The organism is Paenibacillus sp. WLX1005 (genome assembly GCF_046603685.1).
GTDB lineage: Bacteria > Bacillota > Bacilli > Paenibacillales > Paenibacillaceae > Saccharibacillus.
In genome coordinates this window covers 793,607-817,482 of record NZ_CP176756.1, presented here as the reverse complement: position 1 = coordinate 817,482, position 23,876 = coordinate 793,607, and the positions used below count along the sequence as shown (strand labels likewise).

At 46.8% G+C, this 23,876-nt stretch carries 17 protein-coding genes; 8 read left to right on the top strand and 9 right to left on the bottom strand.

The features are described 5' to 3' along the window. Nucleotides 1–184: 184 nt before the first annotated feature. Both ACE3MZ_RS03540 and ACE3MZ_RS03535 read right to left on the bottom strand, forming a co-directional pair. The gene (locus ACE3MZ_RS03540; RefSeq protein WP_411345135.1) at nt 185–1,111 is read right to left on the bottom strand and encodes a manganese-dependent inorganic pyrophosphatase; all 927 of its coding nucleotides are present in this window, start codon (nt 1,109–1,111) and stop codon (nt 185–187) included. Between the two features lie 142 nt (nt 1,112–1,253). Continuing rightward, nucleotides 1,254–2,777 carry a LysR family transcriptional regulator gene (locus tag ACE3MZ_RS03535; RefSeq protein ID WP_411345134.1) on the bottom strand — a complete coding sequence of 508 codons (1,524 nt, stop codon included), beginning with the start codon at nt 2,775–2,777 and terminating at the stop codon, nt 1,254–1,256. Nucleotides 2,778–3,089: 312 nt separating this feature from the next. On the opposite strand from ACE3MZ_RS03535, the gene ACE3MZ_RS03530 reads away from it, so the two are divergent. Continuing rightward, nucleotides 3,090–3,560, top strand: a complete 471-nt coding sequence (locus tag ACE3MZ_RS03530) for a rhodanese-like domain-containing protein (protein WP_411345133.1) — start codon at nt 3,090–3,092, stop codon at nt 3,558–3,560. Between the two features lie 276 nt (nt 3,561–3,836). On the opposite strand, the gene ACE3MZ_RS03525 is transcribed toward ACE3MZ_RS03530, so the two are convergent. Continuing rightward, nucleotides 3,837–5,216, bottom strand: a complete 1,380-nt coding sequence (locus ACE3MZ_RS03525; RefSeq protein WP_411345132.1) for an MFS transporter — start codon at nt 5,214–5,216, stop codon at nt 3,837–3,839. 474 nt (nt 5,217–5,690) lie between these two features. Here ACE3MZ_RS03525 and ACE3MZ_RS03520 point away from each other — a divergent pair, with 474 nt between their 5' ends. The 7 genes from ACE3MZ_RS03520 to ACE3MZ_RS03490 all read left to right on the top strand — a co-directional run bounded on the left by ACE3MZ_RS03520 (nt 5,691) and on the right by ACE3MZ_RS03490 (nt 14,695). Then, complete coding sequence (locus ACE3MZ_RS03520; RefSeq protein WP_411345131.1) at nt 5,691–6,185, top strand: DUF4334 domain-containing protein; 495 nt, start codon at nt 5,691–5,693, stop codon at nt 6,183–6,185. Between the two features lie 256 nt (nt 6,186–6,441). Then, nucleotides 6,442–9,246: a hypothetical protein gene (locus ACE3MZ_RS03515; protein ID WP_411345130.1), complete on the top strand. Its 2,805-nt coding sequence runs from the start codon at nt 6,442–6,444 to the stop codon at nt 9,244–9,246. Further along, nucleotides 9,236–10,561: an efflux RND transporter periplasmic adaptor subunit gene (locus tag ACE3MZ_RS03510; protein ID WP_411345129.1), complete on the top strand. Its 1,326-nt coding sequence runs from the start codon at nt 9,236–9,238 to the stop codon at nt 10,559–10,561. Before ACE3MZ_RS03515 ends, ACE3MZ_RS03510 begins: the two co-directional genes overlap by 11 nt. Nucleotides 10,562–10,563: 2 nt before the next feature. Beyond that, the gene (locus ACE3MZ_RS03505) at nt 10,564–11,253 is read left to right on the top strand and encodes an ABC transporter ATP-binding protein (RefSeq protein ID WP_411345128.1); all 690 of its coding nucleotides are present in this window, start codon (nt 10,564–10,566) and stop codon (nt 11,251–11,253) included. Continuing rightward, on the top strand, nt 11,250–12,419 hold the full coding sequence (locus ACE3MZ_RS03500; protein ID WP_411345127.1) for an ABC transporter permease: 1,170 nt from the start codon (nt 11,250–11,252) through the stop codon (nt 12,417–12,419). Before ACE3MZ_RS03505 ends, ACE3MZ_RS03500 begins: the two co-directional genes overlap by 4 nt. A 114-nt stretch (nt 12,420–12,533) precedes the next feature. Next, nucleotides 12,534–14,003 carry an ATP-binding protein gene (locus ACE3MZ_RS03495; protein WP_411345126.1) on the top strand — a complete coding sequence of 490 codons (1,470 nt, stop codon included), beginning with the start codon at nt 12,534–12,536 and terminating at the stop codon, nt 14,001–14,003. After that, nucleotides 14,000–14,695: a response regulator transcription factor gene (locus ACE3MZ_RS03490; protein WP_411345125.1), complete on the top strand. Its 696-nt coding sequence runs from the start codon at nt 14,000–14,002 to the stop codon at nt 14,693–14,695. Before ACE3MZ_RS03495 ends, ACE3MZ_RS03490 begins: the two co-directional genes overlap by 4 nt. A gap of 432 nt (nt 14,696–15,127) precedes the next feature. Here ACE3MZ_RS03490 and glmS read toward each other — a convergent pair whose 3' ends face one another. From glmS to sigW, 6 genes are all read right to left on the bottom strand, one after another. After that, complete coding sequence (gene glmS / locus ACE3MZ_RS03485; protein WP_411345124.1) at nt 15,128–16,960, bottom strand: glutamine--fructose-6-phosphate transaminase (isomerizing); 1,833 nt, start codon at nt 16,958–16,960, stop codon at nt 15,128–15,130. Nucleotides 16,961–17,990: 1,030 nt separating this feature from the next. Beyond that, a complete protein-coding gene (gene glmM, locus ACE3MZ_RS03480) occupies nt 17,991–19,331 on the bottom strand; it encodes a phosphoglucosamine mutase (protein WP_411345123.1) in 1,341 nt (446 codons plus the stop codon). Nucleotides 19,332–19,523: 192 nt separating this feature from the next. After that, complete coding sequence (locus ACE3MZ_RS03475) at nt 19,524–21,149, bottom strand: CdaR family protein (RefSeq protein ID WP_411345122.1); 1,626 nt, start codon at nt 21,147–21,149, stop codon at nt 19,524–19,526. After that, nucleotides 21,127–21,969 carry a diadenylate cyclase CdaA gene (cdaA, locus tag ACE3MZ_RS03470; RefSeq protein ID WP_367064269.1) on the bottom strand — a complete coding sequence of 281 codons (843 nt, stop codon included), beginning with the start codon at nt 21,967–21,969 and terminating at the stop codon, nt 21,127–21,129. The genes ACE3MZ_RS03475 and cdaA overlap by 23 nt, the downstream gene beginning before the upstream one ends. Nucleotides 21,970–22,381: 412 nt before the next feature. Continuing rightward, nucleotides 22,382–22,996 carry a zf-HC2 domain-containing protein gene (locus tag ACE3MZ_RS03465; protein ID WP_411345121.1) on the bottom strand — a complete coding sequence of 205 codons (615 nt, stop codon included), beginning with the start codon at nt 22,994–22,996 and terminating at the stop codon, nt 22,382–22,384. A 193-nt stretch (nt 22,997–23,189) separates the two neighbouring features. Further along, a complete protein-coding gene (gene sigW / locus ACE3MZ_RS03460; protein ID WP_188777435.1) occupies nt 23,190–23,759 on the bottom strand; it encodes an RNA polymerase sigma factor SigW in 570 nt (189 codons plus the stop codon). Between the last annotated feature and the right edge of the window lie 117 nt (nt 23,760–23,876).

The window sequence follows — 23,876 nt, the reverse complement described above, 5'->3', positions numbered from 1 at the left end:
ACGTTTTCTTTTATAAAAGAAACGATTGAAGTTGCATCCACCTGTATTGATCCCTTCTCGTTATATTTGTCACTATTACTTATGATGTCTATTTATATCCAACAAAATAGCCCGGAGTCTTCACTCCGGACTTTCTATTGATCGTACCTATGTTGATGGTACCTGCTATACCTGCTTTTGATTATTATGCAGTAAAGTTGTCTGTCAGAACCGGCACAACTTGGGATTTACGGGATACAACGCCTTTCAGCAGGGCGGTATTGTTGTTCAGGGATACGCTGTATGCTTTTTCAACAACGTCCTGACGTTGACCGAGTGCCAGACCAACCGAGTCGTTGTTCAGAATATCGGTTACGACGAACAGGAACAGATCCAGCCCTTTGTCAGCGATTACTTTGTTGATCGCTGCTTCCAGCTCGGATTGTTGGGACAGTACATCGTTCACGTCTACCGTATTCACTTGAGCGATTTCGACTTTGGCATCGCCCATTTGGAATTCTTTGGCGTCCAGTGTGATCAGTTGTTCCACTGTTTTCTGGCTCAGATCAGCGCCAGCTTTCAGCATGTCCAGACCGTATTTTGCTGTTTCTACGCCAGCGATTTGCGCCAGTTCAGTTGCCGCAGCAACGTCCTGTGGTGTGCACGTTGGAGATTTGAACAGCAGGGAATCGGAAATGATCGCAGACAGCATCAGACCAGCAACTTCTTTGGAGATGGCTACGCCATTTTCTTTGTACAGCTTGTTCAGAATAGTCGCTGTGCAGCCTACAGGCTCCGCACGATAGTACAGCGGCGCGCTAGTTTCAAAGTTAGCGATCCGGTGATGGTCGATAACTTCAGTAACGGTTACCTGATCGATATCGTCAGCGCTTTGCTGGCGCTCATTGTGGTCAACGAGGATAACTTCCTTCACTTCGCTCACTTTGTCCACGAGACGTGGCGCTTCTACTTTGAAGTAGTCGAGAGCGTATTGCGTTTCTCCATTTACTTCACCAAGGCGAACGGCTTCCGCGTCCACACCCAGCTTTTTTTTCAGTTCCGCATAAGCGATAGCGGATGTAATCGTGTCCGTGTCCGGATTTTTATGACCAAAAATCAATACCTGTGGCATAATGACACTCCTTTAATTGGATAGGTTTGCGGGAACAGTATATCGTACCTTCCCCGTTTTCTTCAATAGTATACCTTGATTCCAAATTAAAATGAAGTGTATTCTTACTATTTTTATAGGAATTAACGAATTTAAGGTTGGATTATGGATACAATGTTTCTATTTTCCCCTGTAACACGGTGCCCTCTTCTGCACTCCTCCGCCAGCCAGTCTGTTCTATACTCTGAATGATCAGTCCCTGATACAAATCAGGATAGGACTGCAAATTCTCTGTAATAGAGCGAACAGCAGCTTGCTCATCCAATACTGCACATCCCAAATAAGCAGACAGCGATCCATCCACACCGTGCCAGCAGAGCACATACCCATTCCCTGTTTGTTCTAGCGCTTGTACGATCTGATCTTCCAGCAGGTTTTGCTGTTCTTCATTCATCTCTCCGATACTTCGGTTTGTATTGTGAACAAGCAGATTGATATTTTGCTCTGCTGGCTCGTATAGATCGTATCCATGCTCCTGATGTTGATGTACCATAGTCAGCGCCGCATTGGGTGACAACAATCGTTTCCAGAAGCTCAGTTCGTGCTCCTGAAATTCGCCGCGCTGTCCGACCGGTGCGGATAGCGTCTCTACTTTGCCCGGTTTGACCCGGATACGCCAATACCAGAGCTGATGATCGTGCATTTTGATAAACAGATTGTTCTCGCGGATATCCATACAACAGGCTCCCTTCGCATCCATACCATTCCTTTGACTACATAAATAAGCTGTTATTTCACGTATAACGCAGAACTTCGCGATTACGCTGACTATCTGCAAAGGCTTCGGCTGTGGTGACCATTGCTGTAGATATAACAGTTGAATATACAGATTCAGATCGTCCTGCACCCAGTCTATCGCTTGCAGATTGGATTGTGGTAGCCAATCCTTTACGACAAACGATGGTAAAAAGCCAATTCCCCACTGCTTGTGCACCGCCTGTCGAATAGACTCAATACTGCCAAGCTCCCAGCGAATATCGATCTCACTCTGCACATAACGTAATGTACGTAACAAATACGAACGATACGTACAACCTTCTTCTGTCAAAATCAGCGGATACGGTGCCAGATCGTTTGCTGTTACGCCGTCTCTGGATGCAAGTGGATGCTCATTGTGCACCAGCACTGCCATCTCTGTACGTAGCAGTACTGAGCTACGCAGTCCATGCTGCTGGACTGGCTCATCCAGCACCAGAGCTACATCGATCTGCCCCTGCTTGAGCTGGGCGACCAGTTCCGGCTCCGAGCCAATGACTACTTTGACTTTGTATTGCGGATATTGCTGGCGAAAAAGATCCAGCATGTCCGGCAAATGGTACAGCGATAGCGATTCAATCGTACCAATATTCAGTACTGGCGCTGGATCAGATGACGGTTTTACTACCAGATGAGCAGCTTGCTGCAATTCCAGCATTTGACGCGCATACGGCAGCAAACGCTCACCTGCTGATGTCGGCACCACCTGATTGCCGCTGCGCTGGAGTAATTTTTGCCCACCGTACAATTGCTCTAGCCGCTGAATATGATTGGTGATGCTGGATTGGGCATAATCCAGCTCTAACGCAGTACGCGTGTAATTGCCCCACTGCACGAGTGCGCAAAATGTTCGCAAATATAGCAGCTCCATCGGCAGGCTCCTTTCATTACGGTTGCCGCTTGATCCGGGCAAACCCGCAGGTTGATATGTACGTTACCATACCGCCGAATGTTAATCCATATGCAGAACAGCGGCTATAACTGTTTTTCGGCAAATAACGATGATTTTAGGCGTTTTGGACGACTTTTTACTAGTATTCTTACTGGTATCGATCAGATCGATAGTAGCTATAGATAGGATCACATCACTGCACTTTGTTCATTGTACTACAATGACAATATAACCTTGCAGCGGCTCATACAGCGCTGTAATCTATCCATTATATTGAAGGAGTTGGGTCTTATGAGTCACCGTCCACGCTTTTCTGCTGTATTGGAAGTACCTGCCTTATTACCAGAGCAAGCTTATCATTATTGGAATATGCGATTATCCTGTGAAACCGATGTATCCGATGTTGCCGCTGATTTGGAAAAAGGCAATGCCCCTTTCAAACTGCTGGATGTGCGTAGTGAAGCCGATTATGAGAAAGCTCATGTTGCTGGTGCAATCAGTCTGCCGGGTCGTCAGATTAACGAACAGACGACTGCCGATTGGGATAAAGAGCAAGTGGTCATTGTATATTGCTGGGGTCCTGCCTGCAACGGAGCTACCAAAGCAGCCGCCAAATTGGCGCAACTTGGTTTTCAGGTAAAAGAAATGCTGGGCGGGATCGAATACTGGCGTTTGGAAGGTGGTACACTCGAAGGATCACTTGGCAACGATGCACCGACATACTGGCAGATGCAGCATTGCAGTATTGCGAGCGGTGGATAATGTGCATAACATGTGCGTAAATGCTACGTTTACCGATTTTCATTCACCAGCATTGTGCATAAATATGCGGTGATCGTTTTGAAATGTAGGCATGTTCACTTTTTTGTACTTCATATTGGAATTAAACAGGGGATATTTCGTCAAAACAGCCGCTATGCATCGCATGTGCATGGCGGCTGTGTATTTATCCACAGTGGATAACTTTTTTGAAATTATGGCTACGCATCCTGTTGAAACGTAATCTGTACATATGCCCCTCTACTGCGAAGCCGACAGTTAGATTGGCAATTTCTTTAACAAACGCCCAGAGTACATCGCCAGCACAATCGCCACCACCAACATACATATGGCACCAAGACGCACCGCACCAGCAATATCCCATATCTGTGCCAACGCGCCAATGACGAATACACATAGCATTTGTACAATCGCAAGAATCAGACCATATACACCGCTAATCCGCCCCATCATCTCCACTGGCACATGCTGCTGGTAAAAGGTCGTAAACCCCGTATTGGCAAAAGCAAGGAAAAACGCAAGGACAAAAAATCCTACCGCGACCATACCAAACGATCCTCCGAACGCATACATGATATACCCGATACCGACACCGATGGAGCCAGCCCCCATCAGCGTAGCGACATGCAGTCGCTTGACTATCAATAGATTTACCAATGCGCCCGCACCCAGACCTGCTCCGGCAATGCTGACCAGATAACTGTACTGACTATCCGTAACCTGCAACACCTGCTTGGTCAGCGCCACCTCTTGTGCATCCAACGCAGCAGTTAACACCATAATAAGATAAAAGAGCAAATAAATAATCATTACCATCGGTACATGACGGCTAAACTTATACACCTGCCCCCAATCTTCACGCAAAATCGTCCATGGTGAGCGCGCGCGACGCATTGTAGCTGGATTGTTACTTGTAGTCGCTGGAACGATAGGGGTAGCTGCTTCATCCATATTTGTCGTTGCTTGGTCTACATCTATCATTGTTTGTCGTTTCTGTTCCAGAGTTAAAGGATGGATAGACTTACTTAGTTCTGGTTCCAGATCGGGCAATAGTAATGTTAACAATGCCGAGATTAAGAAACTAATTGCCGTTACGATAATCGTCGCCTGCGGACTGAGTATGAGAAATAACAGCCCCGCAATCGCCGGACCAATCAGAAACGCGCCGGAATGGATCAGACTTTGAACTGCATTGAAGCGCTTGAGTCTCACTTCTGGCACTAGACGGACAATATACGCCATCGCCGCTGGACGAAAAATAGAGCTACTCATATACACAACCAGCACAACGGCATAGATCACCCAGACGTTATGGAGCAGTGGCAAGATGCCAATAAGAATCGCCCGTACCAGATCAAGGGAGAACATCAATCGTCTCTTATTGGTACGGTCGATCATGCTACCTGACCAGCCGTTCGTACACAATGCTGCAAACGGCTTGAGCATATACAATCCAGCAATCGCCAGCGCTGCACCTGACAGATGTAACATCGTCAGATTGAGTGCAATCAGAAACACCCAATCTCCAGTGTAAGCAATGCCGGAGGCGATCAATAGAATCGTTGGAAACTTCCAGCTATAGGGGCTGTTGTGAGAATCGTCGACAGATGTAGCTGAGGCTGATGCGGATGGACTCATACGCTATGTCCTCTGCAATCATGCAATCGCGCCACATTACGGTAACACCAATAGCGATGGTATGAATATGTTCCACCCAAAGATGCGAACCTTTTTCCTTGCTTCCTATGTATACTCATTTTCATGCTACCTCCTAATTCATCATTGTACTTATCAAGCATATACATCTAAGTTCTTTGGTCGACCAAATTGGTTTGAAGCTCATTGGTTTGATTGTCAGACTACATAGACTCAATGATAGACAAGGTTTATAGAGGGGCATGTTCCATTATAACAGTCCCAGACAGCCATACACACTGCCTTGTTTAGACGCTTCTCCTTCATTTTCCCAAAAGCTAACGTTTCATCTCTTGCTATCCGTCTTATAAATAAGTACAGGAACATTTTTCCTGTAAGTAATTACGTTATCGTGCAGGGTACTAACGATTGGGTATGCCCTGAATCAATAGGTTGAACTTATAAGGAGGAGCTTCTATGCTTGAGACACTAGAACCGCAATTTTGGAGCATGACGTATCAGGATCGTATTACACCGCAGGAAGCCTTTGATCTGTACGACGAGCTGGATGCTGTCGAACTTGAAGATATGATTGGCGTATGGCGCGGTTTTGAGCTGCACACCGGACACCCGATGGAGGGCGCATTGGAGAAGCTACATTGGTACGGCAAAGCATTCCATTCTGCTGACAAGGTAGATCCGCTGCTATTTTACAAACGCAATGGACAGACGTTCGCTGCTGATCCGGGACGTATTTTTGATAAAATGAAAATTGTACCGAGCGACGGCGGCGAAGGTAGTATTCGCATGGTCGAACATCGCGGTCGTATTACCGGCACACTTGTGTATGATCATCTACCCATCATGGATCATTTCCGCAAAGTCAGTTCCGATGTGCTGATGGGTATTATGGATATGAAAGGTAGCCGCGATCCATACTTCTTCTATTTGAAGAAGATCAGTTCCTTATAAATACATCCATACAGCCCGGCATTGTCTATACGACGATGCCGGTTTTTTATTGTGTATGCTGGGAATGGATAGATTGTATGCAGTAGCTGGGTTCCCTCACCTAGCAGTTTATAAAAAGTTTATATTTTATTTAACTTCTACATAGAATTGTGAGCCATTTATTTATCTTCACTTTATTTCCTCCCTCTATGCTAAATCATGACTTCAACTTACATGGATATAGATAAAGAGATAGAACGATCTGGGAGGAAAACCAATGAAGAAACATCATGCGTACCTCGTATTGCTTGCCGGAATCATGGCGGTCAGCAGCACATCCGGTGTTGCCGTACTGTCTTCTCCAGCCAGTGCAGCGCAAGCCGCCTCCAGCTCAACCGGCAGCTCATTAACGAGCCTGCCGGCTATTGGGCTGCAATCGGGGGTCAGTGTCCGATTGAGCGATATGCAACTATCTGCCCGCAATTCCGGCAGCATTCTCACGTACACCCTCACCTACACTAATCGTACATCCAGCCCTTACAAGCTGCTCAATACATTTTCCAGAGTGCAAACGCCACAAAATGGCGCATTCAAAGGCGTACCGGTGCCAGAAGACAAAGACCATATCACCATTTCGCCGGGAACTAGTCAATCTATCACCTACTACGTCAACGCTCAAGATCAGAGCCGAGTGAATGGTACGAAGATCAGCGTATACGGATGGGATTTTGACAGTGCTAATTATGAAAAGAAACTCGGCACATTCACCCTGCCCGCTAGCTATTCCCCAGCGGTTGCTGCCAATCAGGCACGCAAAATCATGATCGGGCATACACCGCTAAAGTTGAAACCGGAGCAATTACAAATCATCAACTTCAATGGCAAGCACTATGCACGCCTTACCCTGCAAATGACTAATCTTGGCACCGAAATGCTGGAATCTCCCGGTTATAACGCCTATCTGCTATCATCTAGCGGTTCCAGCTATGCACTAGGTCTGGATCGTTCTAGCAAAGAACTGGATATTCAACCGGGCGCTACAACGCGCATCAGCTATGTCGCTGCTATTCCAGCACATTTGCCAACATCCAATCTATCGTTGCAAATTACACATACGACAGGCGTAGCTTCCACGAGCAGCGATGCTACATCCAGTACGTCATCGACCAATCTGGAATTACCGATTGTTTCGTTCCGACTACCTGCGGTCAGTTCATCTAGTCTGACTGTACCGGTATCCAAATCACGGAAGCTGTGGATCGACGGGAATGCAGTCACTTCTACACTGAAAAGTGCTTCTCAATCCACCAGCGGTGACAAAGCGGTATGGACGATGCAATTCAGTCTCAAAAATACTGGAAACAAGGCAGTCATCATCCCTGCCTATGAAGCTTCTATCGCATCGGCGGAAGGCTATACCTTTCCTATTCAGACCAAAACCTTTTCCAGTTTGACACTCAAACCACTGGAAGAAAAGTTAATCCAGCTGTCTACTGAAGTACCGCTGCAATTGAAGCAACAACAGCTCAAGCTGCAATTGCTGGAACCTGCTACGACAACAGCACAGACCGGTACAACCAGTAATACAGAAACGGTGGCAGCGACTGCTTCTCAAAGCAATGTAATTTTGCCGACTGCCTTTTACATGATTCCATACAGTCAGGAGCAGAGCCAATCTGCCCAGACCGAATATACCTTTGATAATAACTACGGTAGCTTTGGCGTAACGTTAGAATCGTTGCAGCGGATGCCGTGGACTACCGACGATATCGTCGCTGCCAAAATCCGTCTGCGTAATGCAGGTTCATCCTCTGTGACTCTGCCAGAACTGGGTGGCTGGATGAAAGCTCAGAACAACCGAATCAGCAGTCCTGTACAGATTGTCGCCGAGCAAACTGACAATTCGCTGGATGCTGGAGCAAGCCGTGTATATTACATTGTCGGACGCTTCAACTCCGATGTCGATCTGGCTCAGCTCAAAATCGAGCTGTATCCGACTACCGATACGGCTAGTACCGCTTCAGCCACAAATAGCGATACGATCAAATCCAGTACGACTAGCGGCAATACGCTGGACAGCGACAATCCATTCCTGTCGCTTTATGTGGGACAAACTAGCTCTGCGGTTGCCAAAATCGCTCGCGGCTCCTCCTTCCATATCCAGACTATGGGCAAAAAGGCAGAGATCAAGGAACGTCGCACGATCACATACGAAGGTGCAAGCCAGAAGATCGCTTATACCGAACTGGATATGAAGAGTGAGGAGAAACGTACTTCTCTGCCATCTCGTCTAGTCGCCTACTACAAAACGCCAGATAATGAATATTACGAAGCAACTGTTAATCAGTCCGATAAAACCGTCGGTCCAGATGGTAAAAGTCTGATCACTATCTGGAGCAAGCTGCCGTCCTCGGTCAATACTTCACAGCTGACCCTATACATCGGCGAAGCAATCAATGACGGCAAAGTGTCCACCGCAACCGCTACACCAACTGGCTATATCAATGCCGTCGAACTGGCGCTGAATACACAGACCACACCAGTAACGACCAGTGTCAGCAGCGAAATGGAGCTATTCCCGTACCGATTTGCTATTACTGGCGCAACTGGCTCGCTGACCGAAGGTCAAGAAAGTATCGCTATCAACATGACCTACAACTTGAGCAAAGACAATACGTATACGATGGGCACATTCGGTCATAATCTGATCATTCAATGGGTCGATCCATCCGGTCAGATGCAAGAGAAAACGATGGTGCCGGGCACAGACCTGACACCGGGCAAATCAGTACCATACGCCACCACCCTATCCAGCAGCGCCTACAAAAACGTTAAGGGCGGTCATTTTACGATCAACGTATACGATGAGTTTGAAGGCGAACGTATCCTGCTCGGCATGCAAAGTTACCGGGTCGATTTTACACCAAATATCGTCAATACACCGACGACATCGCCAACGACAACAATACCGTCCGATCAACCGACAACGAACCCGGACACTGGCACGTCCAAAGGTAATACTGGTACAGGAACTACTGGCTCAGGAAATAGCGGTAAAACGGAGGAACCTCATGACCAATAAAAAGAAAATTTGGATATCTGCATCCGTCTTCGTCGCAATCGCCATTGCTGGTATTGTCGTATACCTGCTCTGGCCACGTTCATCCACGGAACCGATCATCGAGACAACACCGTCCGTATCCGTACAAAAAGGCGATATTACGGTCCGTATCAAAGGCTCCGGTGCTGTCAAAGCAACCAGTCAGACAATGGTCTACACTGACAAGGAAGGCAACATCAATCAGGTACTTGGCAAGCTGAACAATACCGTCACCAAAGGACAAGTCTTGCTCACCTACAAGCCCAAGGACAACTCCAAAGACCTGACGCAACAGCAAAGCACACTGCGTCAACAACAGAATGATCTTCATGACAAACAAGAGCAATACAAACAGCAAATGATGGATAACGCTGCCCAGACCGAACTGGACAGCACTCGTCTGGCAATTGAAAAAGCCAAGGACGACATCGCTACCACGCAGACCGAGATTACCCGTCTGCAAAAAGATCAGGCGGCACCAGCGCCGCTAGTATCTCCAACCGACGGTACAATCACTAAAGTGAGCGTATTCGCAGGCGGCTCTTCCAGCGCGGGTTCCGAAGCATTTACCATTATCAATTATCAGGATCTCAGCGCAACGATTCAGGTGGACGAAATGGGCATTCTAAAAGTGCGCCAAGGCATGAAAGCAACCATGCAGCTAGATGCCCTACCGAATCAGACGTACACTGGTCATGTATCGTCCATCGCGAATGAAGGCTCTGTAAAAAATGGCGTCTCTACCTTTGGCGTTACGATTCATCTGGATCGTCCCGGTCAGATCAAAGCAGGCATGTCTGCCCAAGCAAGTATTCTTGTACAGCACAAAAAGAACATTCTAATCTTGCCCATCGAATCTATCATTCAGCAGGGCGACGCCTATATTGTACAAAAGTTAAACGTATCCGCCGATCAGCAAAATCTCACCTCACCAATTACCGAAGATCAACCAATCCGTGTCGGCATTCATGATGAAAGTCATGTTGAAATTGCTAGCGGCTTGAAGGTTGGTGATCTGGTGAGCGTCCCGTCTTCCGATATGAGTGGAATCAGTACACCTACTAGTGGCAGTAGTAGCTTTGACATGAGTGGTTCCACTGGCGGCGATAGCAGTTCATCCGATAGCACTTCCAGTGATGGCAGTTCCACTGGCTCCGATTCATCTGGCGACAGCAGTTCTACTGACAGTTCCGGTTCATCTGACGCTGGAAGTTCCTCTGACAGCTCTTCCAGCAATAGCTCTACAGACAACAGCACTTCCAATAGCGATAGCAGTGCATCCACTGGAGGTGCGTGAGTATGGAACCGCTGATCCAGATCGAACAAATGTCTCACGGCTACATGATGGCAGGACAGCGGATGCCTATTTTGCAGGATATTTCGCTAACTGTGCATAAAGGCGAATTTGTCGCTATTATCGGTCCATCCGGTTCCGGCAAATCGACATTAATGAATATGATCGGCTGTCTGGATGTACCCAATAGCGGCAGTTATACGCTGGACGGCAGCAATGTACGCAAGCTGTCCGATAATCGGCTCGCTCGCATTCGCAATGAGAAGATCGGCTTTATTTTTCAAAGCTTCAATCTGCTGCCCCGTCTGTCTGCAATGGAAAATGTCGAACTGCCGCTCATCTATCGTGGGCTGTCTCAGCATGAACGGCGGAAGCGTGCCACACTCGCTTTGGAGCAAGTCGGATTGCAGGAACGCATGTTTCACCGTCCCAATCAACTATCCGGCGGTCAGCAGCAGCGTGTGGCAATTGCCCGGGCGCTTGCTGGTGATCCGCCGCTGCTACTAGCGGACGAGCCAACCGGTGCACTGGATAGTCAGACCGGGCGCGAAGTAATGCAGATGATCCAATCCCTCAACGCGCAAGGACATACGATCATTCTGATCACCCATGATCTTGATATTGCTGATCAGGCACGCCGCGTCATTCGCATCCAAAATGGCATATTGACCGAGGATCGGAGGAATGAGCCATGATTCTGTTCCAAAGTATCCGTATGGCGCTGCTCAGCGTCATTGGTAATAAAATTCGTTCATTTCTAACGATGCTCGGTATCATCATCGGTGTCTCGTCCGTCATTCTGGTCGTCTCGGTTGGTATGAGCTACAACAACCAGATCAGCGATCAGTTCAGCGGGCTGGGCACCGATCTGCTGACGATCAGTATTATGGGTTACGGCGCAACTACCTCACTAACTACCGAGCAAACGATGGCATACGGACAGCTTCCCGGCGTCAGCGGCGTCTCCCCGGTCATTTCCGGTAATGTTACTGCCAAGAATCGTGGTCGCAATGCCGATGTACCGTTAGAAGGTATTATGCCCTCATACGAACATGTAAAAGACTTTCATGTGCAGTCCGGTCGCTTTCTACTCAATATCGATAACCAGTATCGTCAGAAAGTAGCGCTGATCGGTTCAGAGACAGCAAGCAAATTGTTCGGCATGGAGAATCCAGTCGGCAAAGATATTCGTCTCAATGGCGATACCTTCACCATCGTTGGACTCCTTCGTACTAAAGGCTCCAGTCTGATGGGTTCCAATGACGACAAAATTCTGATTCCACTAGCGACGGCGGAACGCTTTTTACAAACCAAAGGCATTCAATCTTTCGAGATCAAAACAACATCGCCGGAGCAGATTCCGATGGTCAAAGAAGAATTGCAGGCGGCGCTAACTGCGGCGCTGGGTGACCCGTCCGCCTATGATATTTTCGATGCCCGGGAAATGATTGAATCGATGGAGAAAACAAGCGCCCTGCTGTCCGCTTCACTGGCAGGCATCGCCGGTATTTCGCTTATCGTCGGCGGCATTGGCATTATGAACATTATGATCGTCTCGGTCAATGAACGTACCCGCGAGATCGGTATCCGCAAGGCGATTGGTGCTCGCAAAAGCAACATTTTGCTGCAATTTATGATCGAATCGATCTTTCTCAGCACACTCGGCGGGCTGCTAGGGATTGGTACTGGACTCGGTCTCGTGTGGATCGTTGGACAATTTATCCCGTTCCCGATTCAGTATGCGTGGAATATGGTAGTGATTGCGTTTGCCTTTTCTTTTGCTATCGGAGTGCTGTTCGGTATTATTCCAGCAAACAAAGCTGCGCGTCTGCGTCCTATTTACGCACTGCGTACCGATTAAAAGGAGCCTTGCCAACGAGCTTCCAAGCTCATGGTCAATCTTGCATCTTGGATGTGCGGAGAATGTGCTACAATGAAGCCGTAACAGGCTAACGAATTTCAAAGGAGCAACGGTATGACAATTAAGCATCGCCTGATTATCTCCAACATTTTGATGATTGTGATACCGGTACTCATCTCCGCCATCATTATCGGAGCCGGTCAGTACCTCTCTTATCAATACTGGAAAAATCAATACGACAAAACAAGCTCCATCTACGATGTGCCTGACAAGATTATCTCAGTCGCTACTGAGCTGATCCGCGACCCGCAAAGTCGTAAAGCTGCCGAGAAGCAACAGCTTGAAGCCTATTTGCAAAAAAATCATATGCGGCTTGCTGTTAATGATTTTAAAACGCATAAGCTGCTGCTAAATATGGGCAACACTACAATCGATTCTGGCGGCAATCTTCTCCAAGCTATCTGGTCGCTCAATGGCGAAGGTAGCGCTTATGTAGGCAACGATAGCGTGTACAGCAAAAAGTCCATCGTAAACGGTAATATATACGTCATTTCTACTTTTAGCTCGTATCTGGATAGTAGCAGCAGCGACGATTCATATTACAATGAATACAATTCACTCATTACGCTATTTATGATTTTATTCGGTGTCGGTATTCTGGTGACTATCTTCTTTACGAACCGCTTTTTGACTTATTTTGTATTCAAGCGCATTAGCCAACCGCTCGGTACACTTGGCGAAGGTGTGCAGCAGATTCGCGATGGCAATCTGGATACACGTATCCGTTATGCTAGCAAAGATGAATTTGCTGCGATCTGCCATGATTTTAACGATATGGCAGAGCAGCTGAAGCAATCGATACAGTTAATTCATCGGCAGGAAGAGAATCGCAAAGAGCTACTGGCAAGCATCTCACATGATCTGCGTTCACCGCTCACCTCCATCCGTGCGTATTCGGAAGGTCTGCTGGACGGCGTTGCCAGCACACCAGAAGCACGTCATAAGTACATCACCATGATTAATACAAAAGCAGAAGATATCGATCGTATGGTCGCCAAAATCTTTCTCTTTTCCAAAATGGATATGGGCGATTATCCGTACGATCCCGAACTGCTCGATGTAAACCGCGAGTTGGAATCATTAATCCGTGCCACAACCGAGGAATATCGCAGCAAAGGCTTGGATATTCAACTCGATCTCGCCAGCGAATCGACGCGTATCTTTGCCGATCCGTTGCAGCTAGACAGCATCTTTACTAACATTATCGAGAATAGCTTGAAATACAAAGACAAAGAACGCGGCATGATCCGTATTCAGACGATGGTGCATCATGAGCAGATTATTATTTACATGACTGATGATGGTCCCGGTGTACCTGAGCAATCGCTCAGTCAACTGTTCGACGTCTTTTACCGCAGCGATCCTTCGCGCAATAATCCCAACAAAGGCAGCGGACTCGGGCTAGCGATTACCGCCAAAGCTGTAGAACGTCTGGGCGGTAGCATCAAAGCGATGGCTGCACCGTCTGGCGGGCTGCGCATCGTGATTCGTTTGCCGCTGATCAGGCAGGAGGAAGGTCAATGAAACATATACTCATCATCGAAGACGACGAAGCCATTGCCGCGATTGAACGGGATTACTTGGAAATCAACCATTTTGCCGTCGAGATTGCCGATAATGGCATCACTGGTGCAGAGCGTGCATTATCCGGTCAATTTGACCTGATCCTGCTGGATCTGATGTTACCCGGCGAAGACGGCTTTTCCGTCTGTCGTCGACTGCGCGACAAACTAGACATTCCGATCCTGATGGTGACCGCCAAACAGGACGATATTGATAAAATTCGTGGCTTGGGATTGGGCGCAGACGATTATATCGTCAAACCCTTTTCCCCGAACGAACTGGTTGCGCGGGTCAAATCCAATCTCGCTCAGTATGCTCGTCTCAAAGCGAAGCTTGGCGCTAATACCGACCGCAGTCACATCGAAGTCGGTCCCTTTCTCATTAATACCGATGCCCACCGCGCCTATCTCAAAGGTCGTGAGCTGGATTTGAAAAAGAAAGAATTCGACCTGCTCCATTTCCTCGTGGATAATTCCAATATCGTATTCAGCAAAGACACACTGTACGAGCGGATTTGGGGCTTTGACTCTATCGGCGACAACGCAACGGTAGCGGTTCACATTAACCGACTGCGCGAGAAGATTGAAGATGATCCGGGAAATCCGCATTATATCCAGACTGTCTGGGGTGCGGGGTACCGGTTTCAATTGTAAAACACGTAACGATACGAGTTCATATGAGCAATGATCTTCATTACAACAAGTATAGCGCCATCAACATAACAGACTGCATTCTAAATAAACCCCATATCGCAACAAGCCTTAGTGTAATAAGATCGCCCTCTGTGTGTAATTGATCACGCTAAAATCACTTACGCTAAATACAAGCAAAGCCCCTTCGACGGTAAAGTCGAAGGGGCTTTGCTGCTTCTATAACCCAAGTTGAGCTACAGGAAGACTATACTTTAACAACCTACACGATTGCATCTGTACTCGTTAGAGCATATATCTGTTTAACAAACATTACAGCCAATCAAGATACGGATTGCAGATCTGTTAATGACTATATTATTGATGATCATGTTCACACTGCTACCATGGTGCTCAACTTAGTGAAATCTGCTTGATAGCATGCAGTTCTTAAACCTACTCTACCGTTACACTCTTCGCCAAGTTACGCGGTTTGTCCACGTCGTGTTCCAGCGCCAGAGAAGCGTAGTAAGCGAGCAGTTGCAGCGTAACAACTGACAGTGCCGGTGTCAGGGTTTGCAATGTTTTGGGAATTGTCATTACATAATCAACCGATTTCAGCAGGTCTTCGCGGTGCTCATCGTAAGAGATGACCATCACTTCGCCGCCGCGCGCTTTGACTTCTTTGATGTTGCTCACCGTTTTTTCCAGTACATCTTCTTGTGTTGCCAGTGCAATTACTGGAATACCGTCTTCGATCAGTGCCAATGTACCGTGCTTCAGTTCACCTGCTGCATATGCTTCGGAGTGAATGTAAGAGATCTCTTTCAGTTTCAAAGATCCTTCCTGTACAACGGCATAATCGACACCACGTCCGATAAAGAACAGATGCTTGTGCTGAGCGATGTGCTCGGCATATTGTTTGATTTCTGGAGCCATCTCCAGAATCTTCTCAACTTGCTCAGGCAGAGATTCCATAGCTGCCAGTGTTTCCGAGATTTCTTCTGTCGTCATCGTACCGCGAATGTCTGCCAGATGCAGACCGAACAGGTAGAAGGCGATCAACTGGGACGTATATGCTTTGGTCGAAGCTACCGCGATTTCTGGACCTGCCAGTGTCGCGATCACATCGTCCGCATCGCGAGCGATAGAGCTACCTACTACGTTCGTTACAGCGATCACATGTGCACCGTTTGCTTGTGCTTCACGCAGTGCAGCAAGTGTATCCGCTGTTTCACCAGATTGGCTAACTACGATCACCAGTGTATCTTTGTTGATGATCGGGGAACGGTAACGATACTCAGAAGCAACATCCGTTTCCACCGGAATTTTTGCCATTTTCTCAATAATGTTACGTCCAACCAGACCTGCATGATATGCCGTACCACAAGCAACGATTTGTACGTTGCGAATATTGCGGATTTGCTCAGCAGTCAGTTTTAGATCGCTGAAATGAACGCCTTTACCATCGTCATTGATACGTCCAAGCATCGTATCACGGTATGCTTTTGGTTGCTCGTGAATTTCTTTCAGCATGAAATGGTCAAAACCGCCTTTTTCTGCGGTTACTGCATCCCAATCCACATGAATCATTTCCCGAGAAATAAAGTTACCTTCGATGGTCATCAGTTCCACCGCATCCTGTGTCAGAACAGCCATTTCGCCGTCATTCAGAATGTAAACGTTACGTGTATATTTCAGAATCGCCGGAATATCCGAACCGATAAAGTTCTCGCCTTCACCTACGCCGATCACGAGCGGGCTAGCTTGACGTACAGCTACCAGTTTGTCTGGCTCATGCTCAGTCAGTACGCCGAGTGCAAATGCGCCGCGCATGTAGGTAACTGCTTTTTGTACTGCTTTAACGATATCGCCTTCGTATTCGCGTGCTACTAGATGGGCGATAACTTCTGTGTCCGTTTCGGATAAAAATTCAACACCGGAGCGGATCAGTTCATCTTTCAGTTCCAGATAGTTCTCGATAATACCGTTATGAACGACCGAGAATTTGTGTTGTGCATCCATATGTGGGTGAGAGTTCTCATCCGATGGTTTACCGTGTGTCGCCCAGCGAGTGTGTCCGATCCCTGCTGTACCTACCAGTGGATGATGCTCCAGCTTGGATTCCAGGTTCGCCATACGTCCCTGTGCTTTCACGACTTGCAAACCTTCATTCGTAAATACCGAGATACCCGCAGAATCATAACCACGATACTCCAATTTACGCAGACCATCGATCAAAATAGCTTGTGTGTCCTTATCTCCAATATATCCAACAATACCGCACATGTTTATATTCCTCCGTTCAATAGTTCGACGATGGATGTTAACCGTGCATAAGGGACACGTGGAACGCTTTATCCATATAAAATTGGGATTGCACATGCATTGGCGTTCGTCCGTAATCCTGTAGGTCTCATGCACATGCTTATTCATCATCTGATCGTATGAGTGTAATTGTATAAGTGTATAGCTGGTGCACAAATGCAATCCATCTATATCTGTACCGGCAGAAATCTTTGTAACCAGGATCGCTCCCGATATTTGGATTTCTATTTACGGTCTGGTACGTCACCGGAAGGTCCCCGCCGAATGTTTCGAACACCTTCACCTCGTCAGCTCGATTCTGTTTCCGTCCGTGATTCGAGCTCTGGCGCTTGATCTTGCAAAGGGTAACAAACGATCCTCACTTTCTATACTAGAGTGATGCCGCCTTTATAATATGTCCAATGTTACAGTTATATTACAAATGGCAACTCGTTCATTATATTCATCTTTGGCGCATATGGCAATGATAAAAATGTGACAGCTGTGTTATTCCTTGGCTGACACATCATAAAAGCCATCCTTCACACCACACCCTTTACAATTAACCTGCTACCAGCGCTGTTGAACCGACATAGCAACTATTCTGTTCAAACAACACGATTGCTATCATAACGACATAGACTTACTGAAAAAAACCGCCTGACCTCACTCCCTCCATCCTGTTGCTAAGCACACCACATATTCGTTATGCACCTGTTTCATATCAACGATGCTGTAGATGAGAGCTGCATTATATTACGGTTTCATGACAGAATTCTACAATAATCTTAAATACCATAATATTACATTTATTAACCTTTTAACCACTCATAATAACTAGATATATGCAAGTTTTAGCAAAAATTTAATATTCCCGTTTCCTATCCCTGTGCATCTTATCCATACAAAAAAGCCTGCTGTCACATGATCACTCATGCATAACAGCAGACTTTGCCATTTCATCTTCTCTATGACTTGCTACAGCATCTTCTGAATGCGGACAAGGACTGTTTTAAACGAGTTCCTTTTTCACCACATCAACAATTTGCGCAACAAATTGCTCTAACTCATCTTTGTCCGGACCTTCCGCCATTACGCGAATCAGCGATTCTGTACCGGATGGACGCACCAGCACACGACCGTTATTGCCAAGCTTGCCCTCCACGTCTTTCACCGCAGCTGCAATGCCTTCGTTTCCTTCATAGCGCGCTTTGCTCTCTACACGTACATTAACGAGGACCTGTGGATATTTGCTCATCATCGATTTCAGATCACTTAGCTTTTTACCGGAGCCTACCAGCGTATCCACTAACTGTACAGCCGTCAGAATACCGTCACCGGTTGTAATATAATCTAGGAAAATCACATGACCGGATTGCTCGCCACCGAGCGTATAACCGCCGCGTCTCATTTCCTCCATCACATAACGGTCACCTACAGCGGTTTGCGCCGTATTTAGCGACAATTCTTCCGTCGCTTTGTAGAAGCCGATATTACTCATCACGGTAGACACGATCGTACTGTCTTTCAGCTTACCTGCACGGTTCATTGCATCGCCGCAAATGCACAGGATATAGTCGCCATCCACTTCTTCACCTTGATCATCAATAGCGATCAGACGATCCGCATCTCCATCAAAGGCAAGACCGATATGTGCCTGATGACGAACGACTTCTTCTTTTAACAGTTCAGGGTGTGTAGACCCACAGTGATCATTGATATTCAAACCATTCGGTTCTGCACCAATCGTAATGACTTCTGCACCCAATTCTTTGAACAGTGCCGGAGCCAGCTCATATGCCGAACCATTAGCACAGTCCATCACGATCTTCAAACCTGCAAAAGAATGAGAAATTGTCGATTTCAGATGTTCCAGATATTTAAACTTGGATTCATCGTCATTCACGATTGTTCCGAGTTCCGCACCAACTGGACGTGGCAATGTATCTTCTTCCGCATCCATCAGTGCTTCAATGCGCAGTTCCGTTTCATCAGACAACTTAAAGCCGTCGCCGCCAAAGAATTTGATACCATTATCTTCAACGGGGTTATGCGAAGCCGAGATCATGACACCTGCATCTGCTTTTAGTAATTTTGTAATATATGCTACTGCCGGTGTACTAACTACCCCAAGACGCACAATATGCGCACCGATGGACAGCATACCCGCGATCAATGCCGATTCCAGCATCAGCCCGGAAATACGTGTATCCATTCCAATAACGACAGTCGGCTTTTCTGCACCATGTGTCAGTACATAACCGCCACAACGACCGATTTGGTATGCCATTTCTGCTGTCAATTCTTTGTTGGCGACACCACGTACGCCGTCTGTTCCGAAATATTTACCCATGAATTGTGCTCCTTATGTTTGAATTCAGTTGGAATCCCATATCTTTGATTTGTATGCATCCAATGTGTAGATCCTATATGTTTGCATGACACAATCGGTCATTTATGAAAATGACCGATTGCACATCATAACCATTCCTTTATACGTCTTTACCATTAACAATGTCAATACTGTACTGCTTTTGTACAGGTATCAATGATACGTGCTTGATGAGACAGCAGGCACGGCAAGCGCCTGATCGATCATCTGATTTTGCGGTGGCGGAGATGCGGTGGAAGCACCACTTCCCGCCGCATTTCCTTCCGTCGCATCGGAAGGTGATGCTTCATTATTTGTGCCACTATCTGTACTTCCAGAAGTACCGTCTGGTGCAGATTCGGCACTGTCACCGCCACTCGCATCATTATCACTGGTACTATCGGGGTTGTTGCTGTCCGGTGTTGTTGTTCCATCCGAACCGCTACCATTATTTCCTGTATTGCCACTGCCTGTACCATTCTCGCTATCATCACCGTTACTAGTTGTACCGCCAGTATTGCCCTGCCCATTATCCGGTGGCGTTGTTGTAGCACTTTCAGTAATCGTCACAGTAACCGTAATCTGTTCACCTGGATTGGAGAGGCTGACTGTTTCCGGTAAAACGACCTGCACGGGTAGTTTGTAAGTTCCTGCTACGCGTCCACTTACATTGACTGTTGCCGTAATATCCTCTGGACGAACCGCTTGAATCGCATCCGGTGCCCCCTTAATACTTACAGACACTTGCTGACTATCCGGCTGCGTAATCGCCGCTTCCAGATTAGCGCCTAGACCATTCAGCTTCACAGGCACATTCTGCACTGTACGTTCAGAGAACTCCTCTGTCGTAATCGTTACCTGTACAGTCGAAGGCGATACTTTATCCGTGCCTTCTGGAATATCGAGCTTCGCTGTCAACGTAGCCGTGCCTGCCTGTTCAATGGAACTCAGGTTCACCGATGCTGTTACAGAATCGCCCAGCGCTGCAAGCTCTTCTTCCGAACCGTATACGGTCACTTCATCAGCGCTAACCTCGGTTCCCGCCAGTACTAGATTATCTGGCAACTGACCTGTATAACTCAAGTTGAGCGGTAATTTGCGTGAAGATGCGCCGATCGGTACTTCTACTTTGACCGTAGATGGAGATACCGTTGCATCCTCCATCGCATTTCCGTTTTTATCGTATACAGACAATGTGACAGTCTTGCTCACCGTTTCACTGGCACCAGCGATATTGATTACACCACGTACAGTACCTACTTGCGATAAACGACTTTCTGGCAATGTGACATTTACCTTATCCGTGTCATCGGTAATAACCGGATCACCTTTTTGATAGCCGCTCGCTGGTTCCCCTTGAACGCTGATCTGTGGAGTAAATGAATTGGACGTTTTCTCCTCAATCGTTACCCGTACAAATCCTGGCGTGGACGATACATACTGCACACTTGCAGGCGTCTCCGCTATGATCGGCAAGGTAACGGTTCCTGCACCTTTAATATCGGCTAGATTGATCTTAGCCTTATAGTTATCTTTGGAAAAATAGGAAATCAAGTCAGATTGTCCTCGTACCTCAATATTAACAGTAGTCGGTGAAATCGACTTTAATACATACTTGTCCTCGTCAAATCCGTAAGGCTGTACTTCTACATCATGAATGACACTTGTACCCACCGCTGCGGATGAAGTAGACGTAGGCATCGTATTGTTATCCATATGCACCATCACCCACAATAATAGACTCACGATGAGAGCAAGTACTTTGGCAACCGTATTATTACTGATCCATTTGTCCATCATCACGACCGCCCCCCTTCCGCTTCCAGAACGGGATTTTCTTCTCGGTCGTTACATTCGGCTTGAGTGCCTCATGCAGCTTGGCAATCAACGATTCTTCGTTGATATCGCGTACCACCTGACCGTTCATAGCCAGCGATACTTGACCCGTTTCTTCCGATACAATCAGTGAGATTGCATCTCCGACTTCACTAATCCCAATCGCTGCCCGGTGCCTCGTTCCCAGCTCCTTACTAATAAATGGATTCTCTGAAAGGGGCAAGTAACATGCCGCCGCAGCGATTTTCTGCTCCTGTACAATAACTGCACCATCATGTAGCGGCGTATTCGGTATGAATATGTTAATCAGCAACTCTGAGCTGATAGCTGACTGCATCTTGATACCAGACTCCGTATACTCATTTAGACCCGTTGTGCGTTCAAACACAACCAGTGCCCCGATTTTGCGACGTGATAAATAGTTGACCGCTTTGATCATCTCACCGATCATACGTGTAATTTCTTCATCGTCCGCTACCGTTCGTCCGAATATTTTACCGCGACCTAGCTGCTCCAGACCGCGCCGTAACTCCGGCTGGAAAATAATAAAGATCGCCAGTACCCCGAAGGTAAATGCCTGGTTCATCAGCCACTTGAGCGTATACAGATCAAACCAGCTACTCAGCGCCCAGACGACCACCAGCACTAGAATCCCTTTTAACAGCTGTACTGCACGCGTACCGCGCACTAGCAAAATCAGCTGATAAATAATATACGTAACGATCAAAATATCAATAATATCTTTAATGGAATCTTTCCATGTTAAGTCTGCAAAATACTCCATACTGCAACCCCCGTTATATTCTATCTGGTGGATCGTTAACAAGTCATGAATGTATTGCATGGTAGAAAACATTCAGGGGTAGAATTTCACGCAGTTCAAAATGTAACAGCTTCAAATCCAAACTACGCAATTCTGTCCAATCCATTCAACGATCGTGACCTTCATCGTATGATCACATCAACTACTCCATGCACTAACTATTATCATATTACCCCAACATACAGACAAGTTTGCGATCTTTTTCAGAAAATTCAATTCAAGTCGCATTCCATGGCAAAATGAACCGTGCATGATATGGATCGTATTCCTATTTTCTTATTTTACACGCTTTTTCGTACAACATGCAAAGAACAATGGTAAAACACACAAAAAAGACGCCATCTTGTACAAGAGGCGCCTTTCGGTTGTTGATTTAATTAGTAGAGGCGACATCCGAGAATGCAGTTGAAATCTTATACCAAAGCCAGCCTACTGCCTGATCTATCGTCTGAACTTGTCCGGAGATATGAGCAGTACTTGCCTGAAATACGCTACCGTCGATGACCGTTACATTGCCTTCAACATCACCGTAGATCCTAGCTTGTCCTTTTTCTATTGTTAAATTACCGGCGATCGTTTTACCTTCCGGTACGATGACAGTATTTCCTTCAATCACAACCTGATCCAGACTTTGCCCCTTGACGATCATCTCAGGACCTTCATCCCACAACGGAAGAGTTCCAAGCAAAATGATGAAAAATGCTGCTGCTGCGGTCAATGCCGGATGATGCTTCAACCAGGTAACCCAGGCTGACTTCTTCTTCGGCTTCGGCAGTGACTGCATGATCCGGTCAGTGAGCTCATCAGATACTGGCGGTTTACGGTGATTGACAGCAAATAAGAGCAGCTCCGTTTGCTCCAGCTCTTTAAAAGCGGCACGGCATTCCGAGCATTCAGCCATATGCTGATTTAGCTCATCCGCCTGTTCATCGGGTAAGTCGCCGTCCAGGTACTCGTGCATATAGGTGACAGCCAGTTTGCAATCCATATGAGCCATTCCTTTCTCGTAAAATAGCGCTTCGTACATCACACCGTACAGGCATAATGTCTGGAACCGCGAATACTCTGTTCAATACGGTGTAGCTTCGGTAATGTTTCAAAAAAGCAGAAAGATTTTTTGAATATGTTTCCATGCCAACCGGTTTATTTTACACGGTTTCTATAGCGTTGTTACATAGGCTTTACAGCTTATTTTCCAGCTTTTTGCGTAAAAATTCACGGCCACGGTGCACCCGGGTCTTGATTGTGGTCACTGGCATATCCATCACATCACTAATTTCTTGCAAGGATAGCTCCTGTAGATAGCGCAGTACCATAACCGTCTTGTACTTATCTGGTAATGAGTCAATCGCCTGATGAATAAGCTGCTGCGTTTCTGTCAGCATATATTCGCTTTCCGGTGTCCGCTCATCGCCAGGAATAAGCGCATAGCCATCTGTATTGTCCTGATCGTTCAGCTCTGCATCCAGCGAAAAGCTGGGCTTGCGCTTACGCAGCCGGTCAATGCACAGATTGGTTGCAATCCGATAGATCCATGTCGAGAATTTCTGTTTTGGATCATACCGATCCAGATTTTTGTATACTCTCAAAAACGTCTCCTGCACCACATCTTCGGCTTCATGCCGATTACTCAGCATCCGATACCCGAGATGAAACAGCTTGTCTTTGTATAAATCAACGATCTCAGCAAAAGCACGCTGATCACCTTTTAGCGCCAGCTTTGCCAGTCTCGTATCCAGATTGTCCACCATCACTCCCCCAAACTATGTTCCCGGTATGTATATTGTTTGTTGTGTAAACCATTTTACAATCCACTTAAAATCGTACTGGATGATTCCGTAAATTGCAATCTTAATCCTGCGATAATT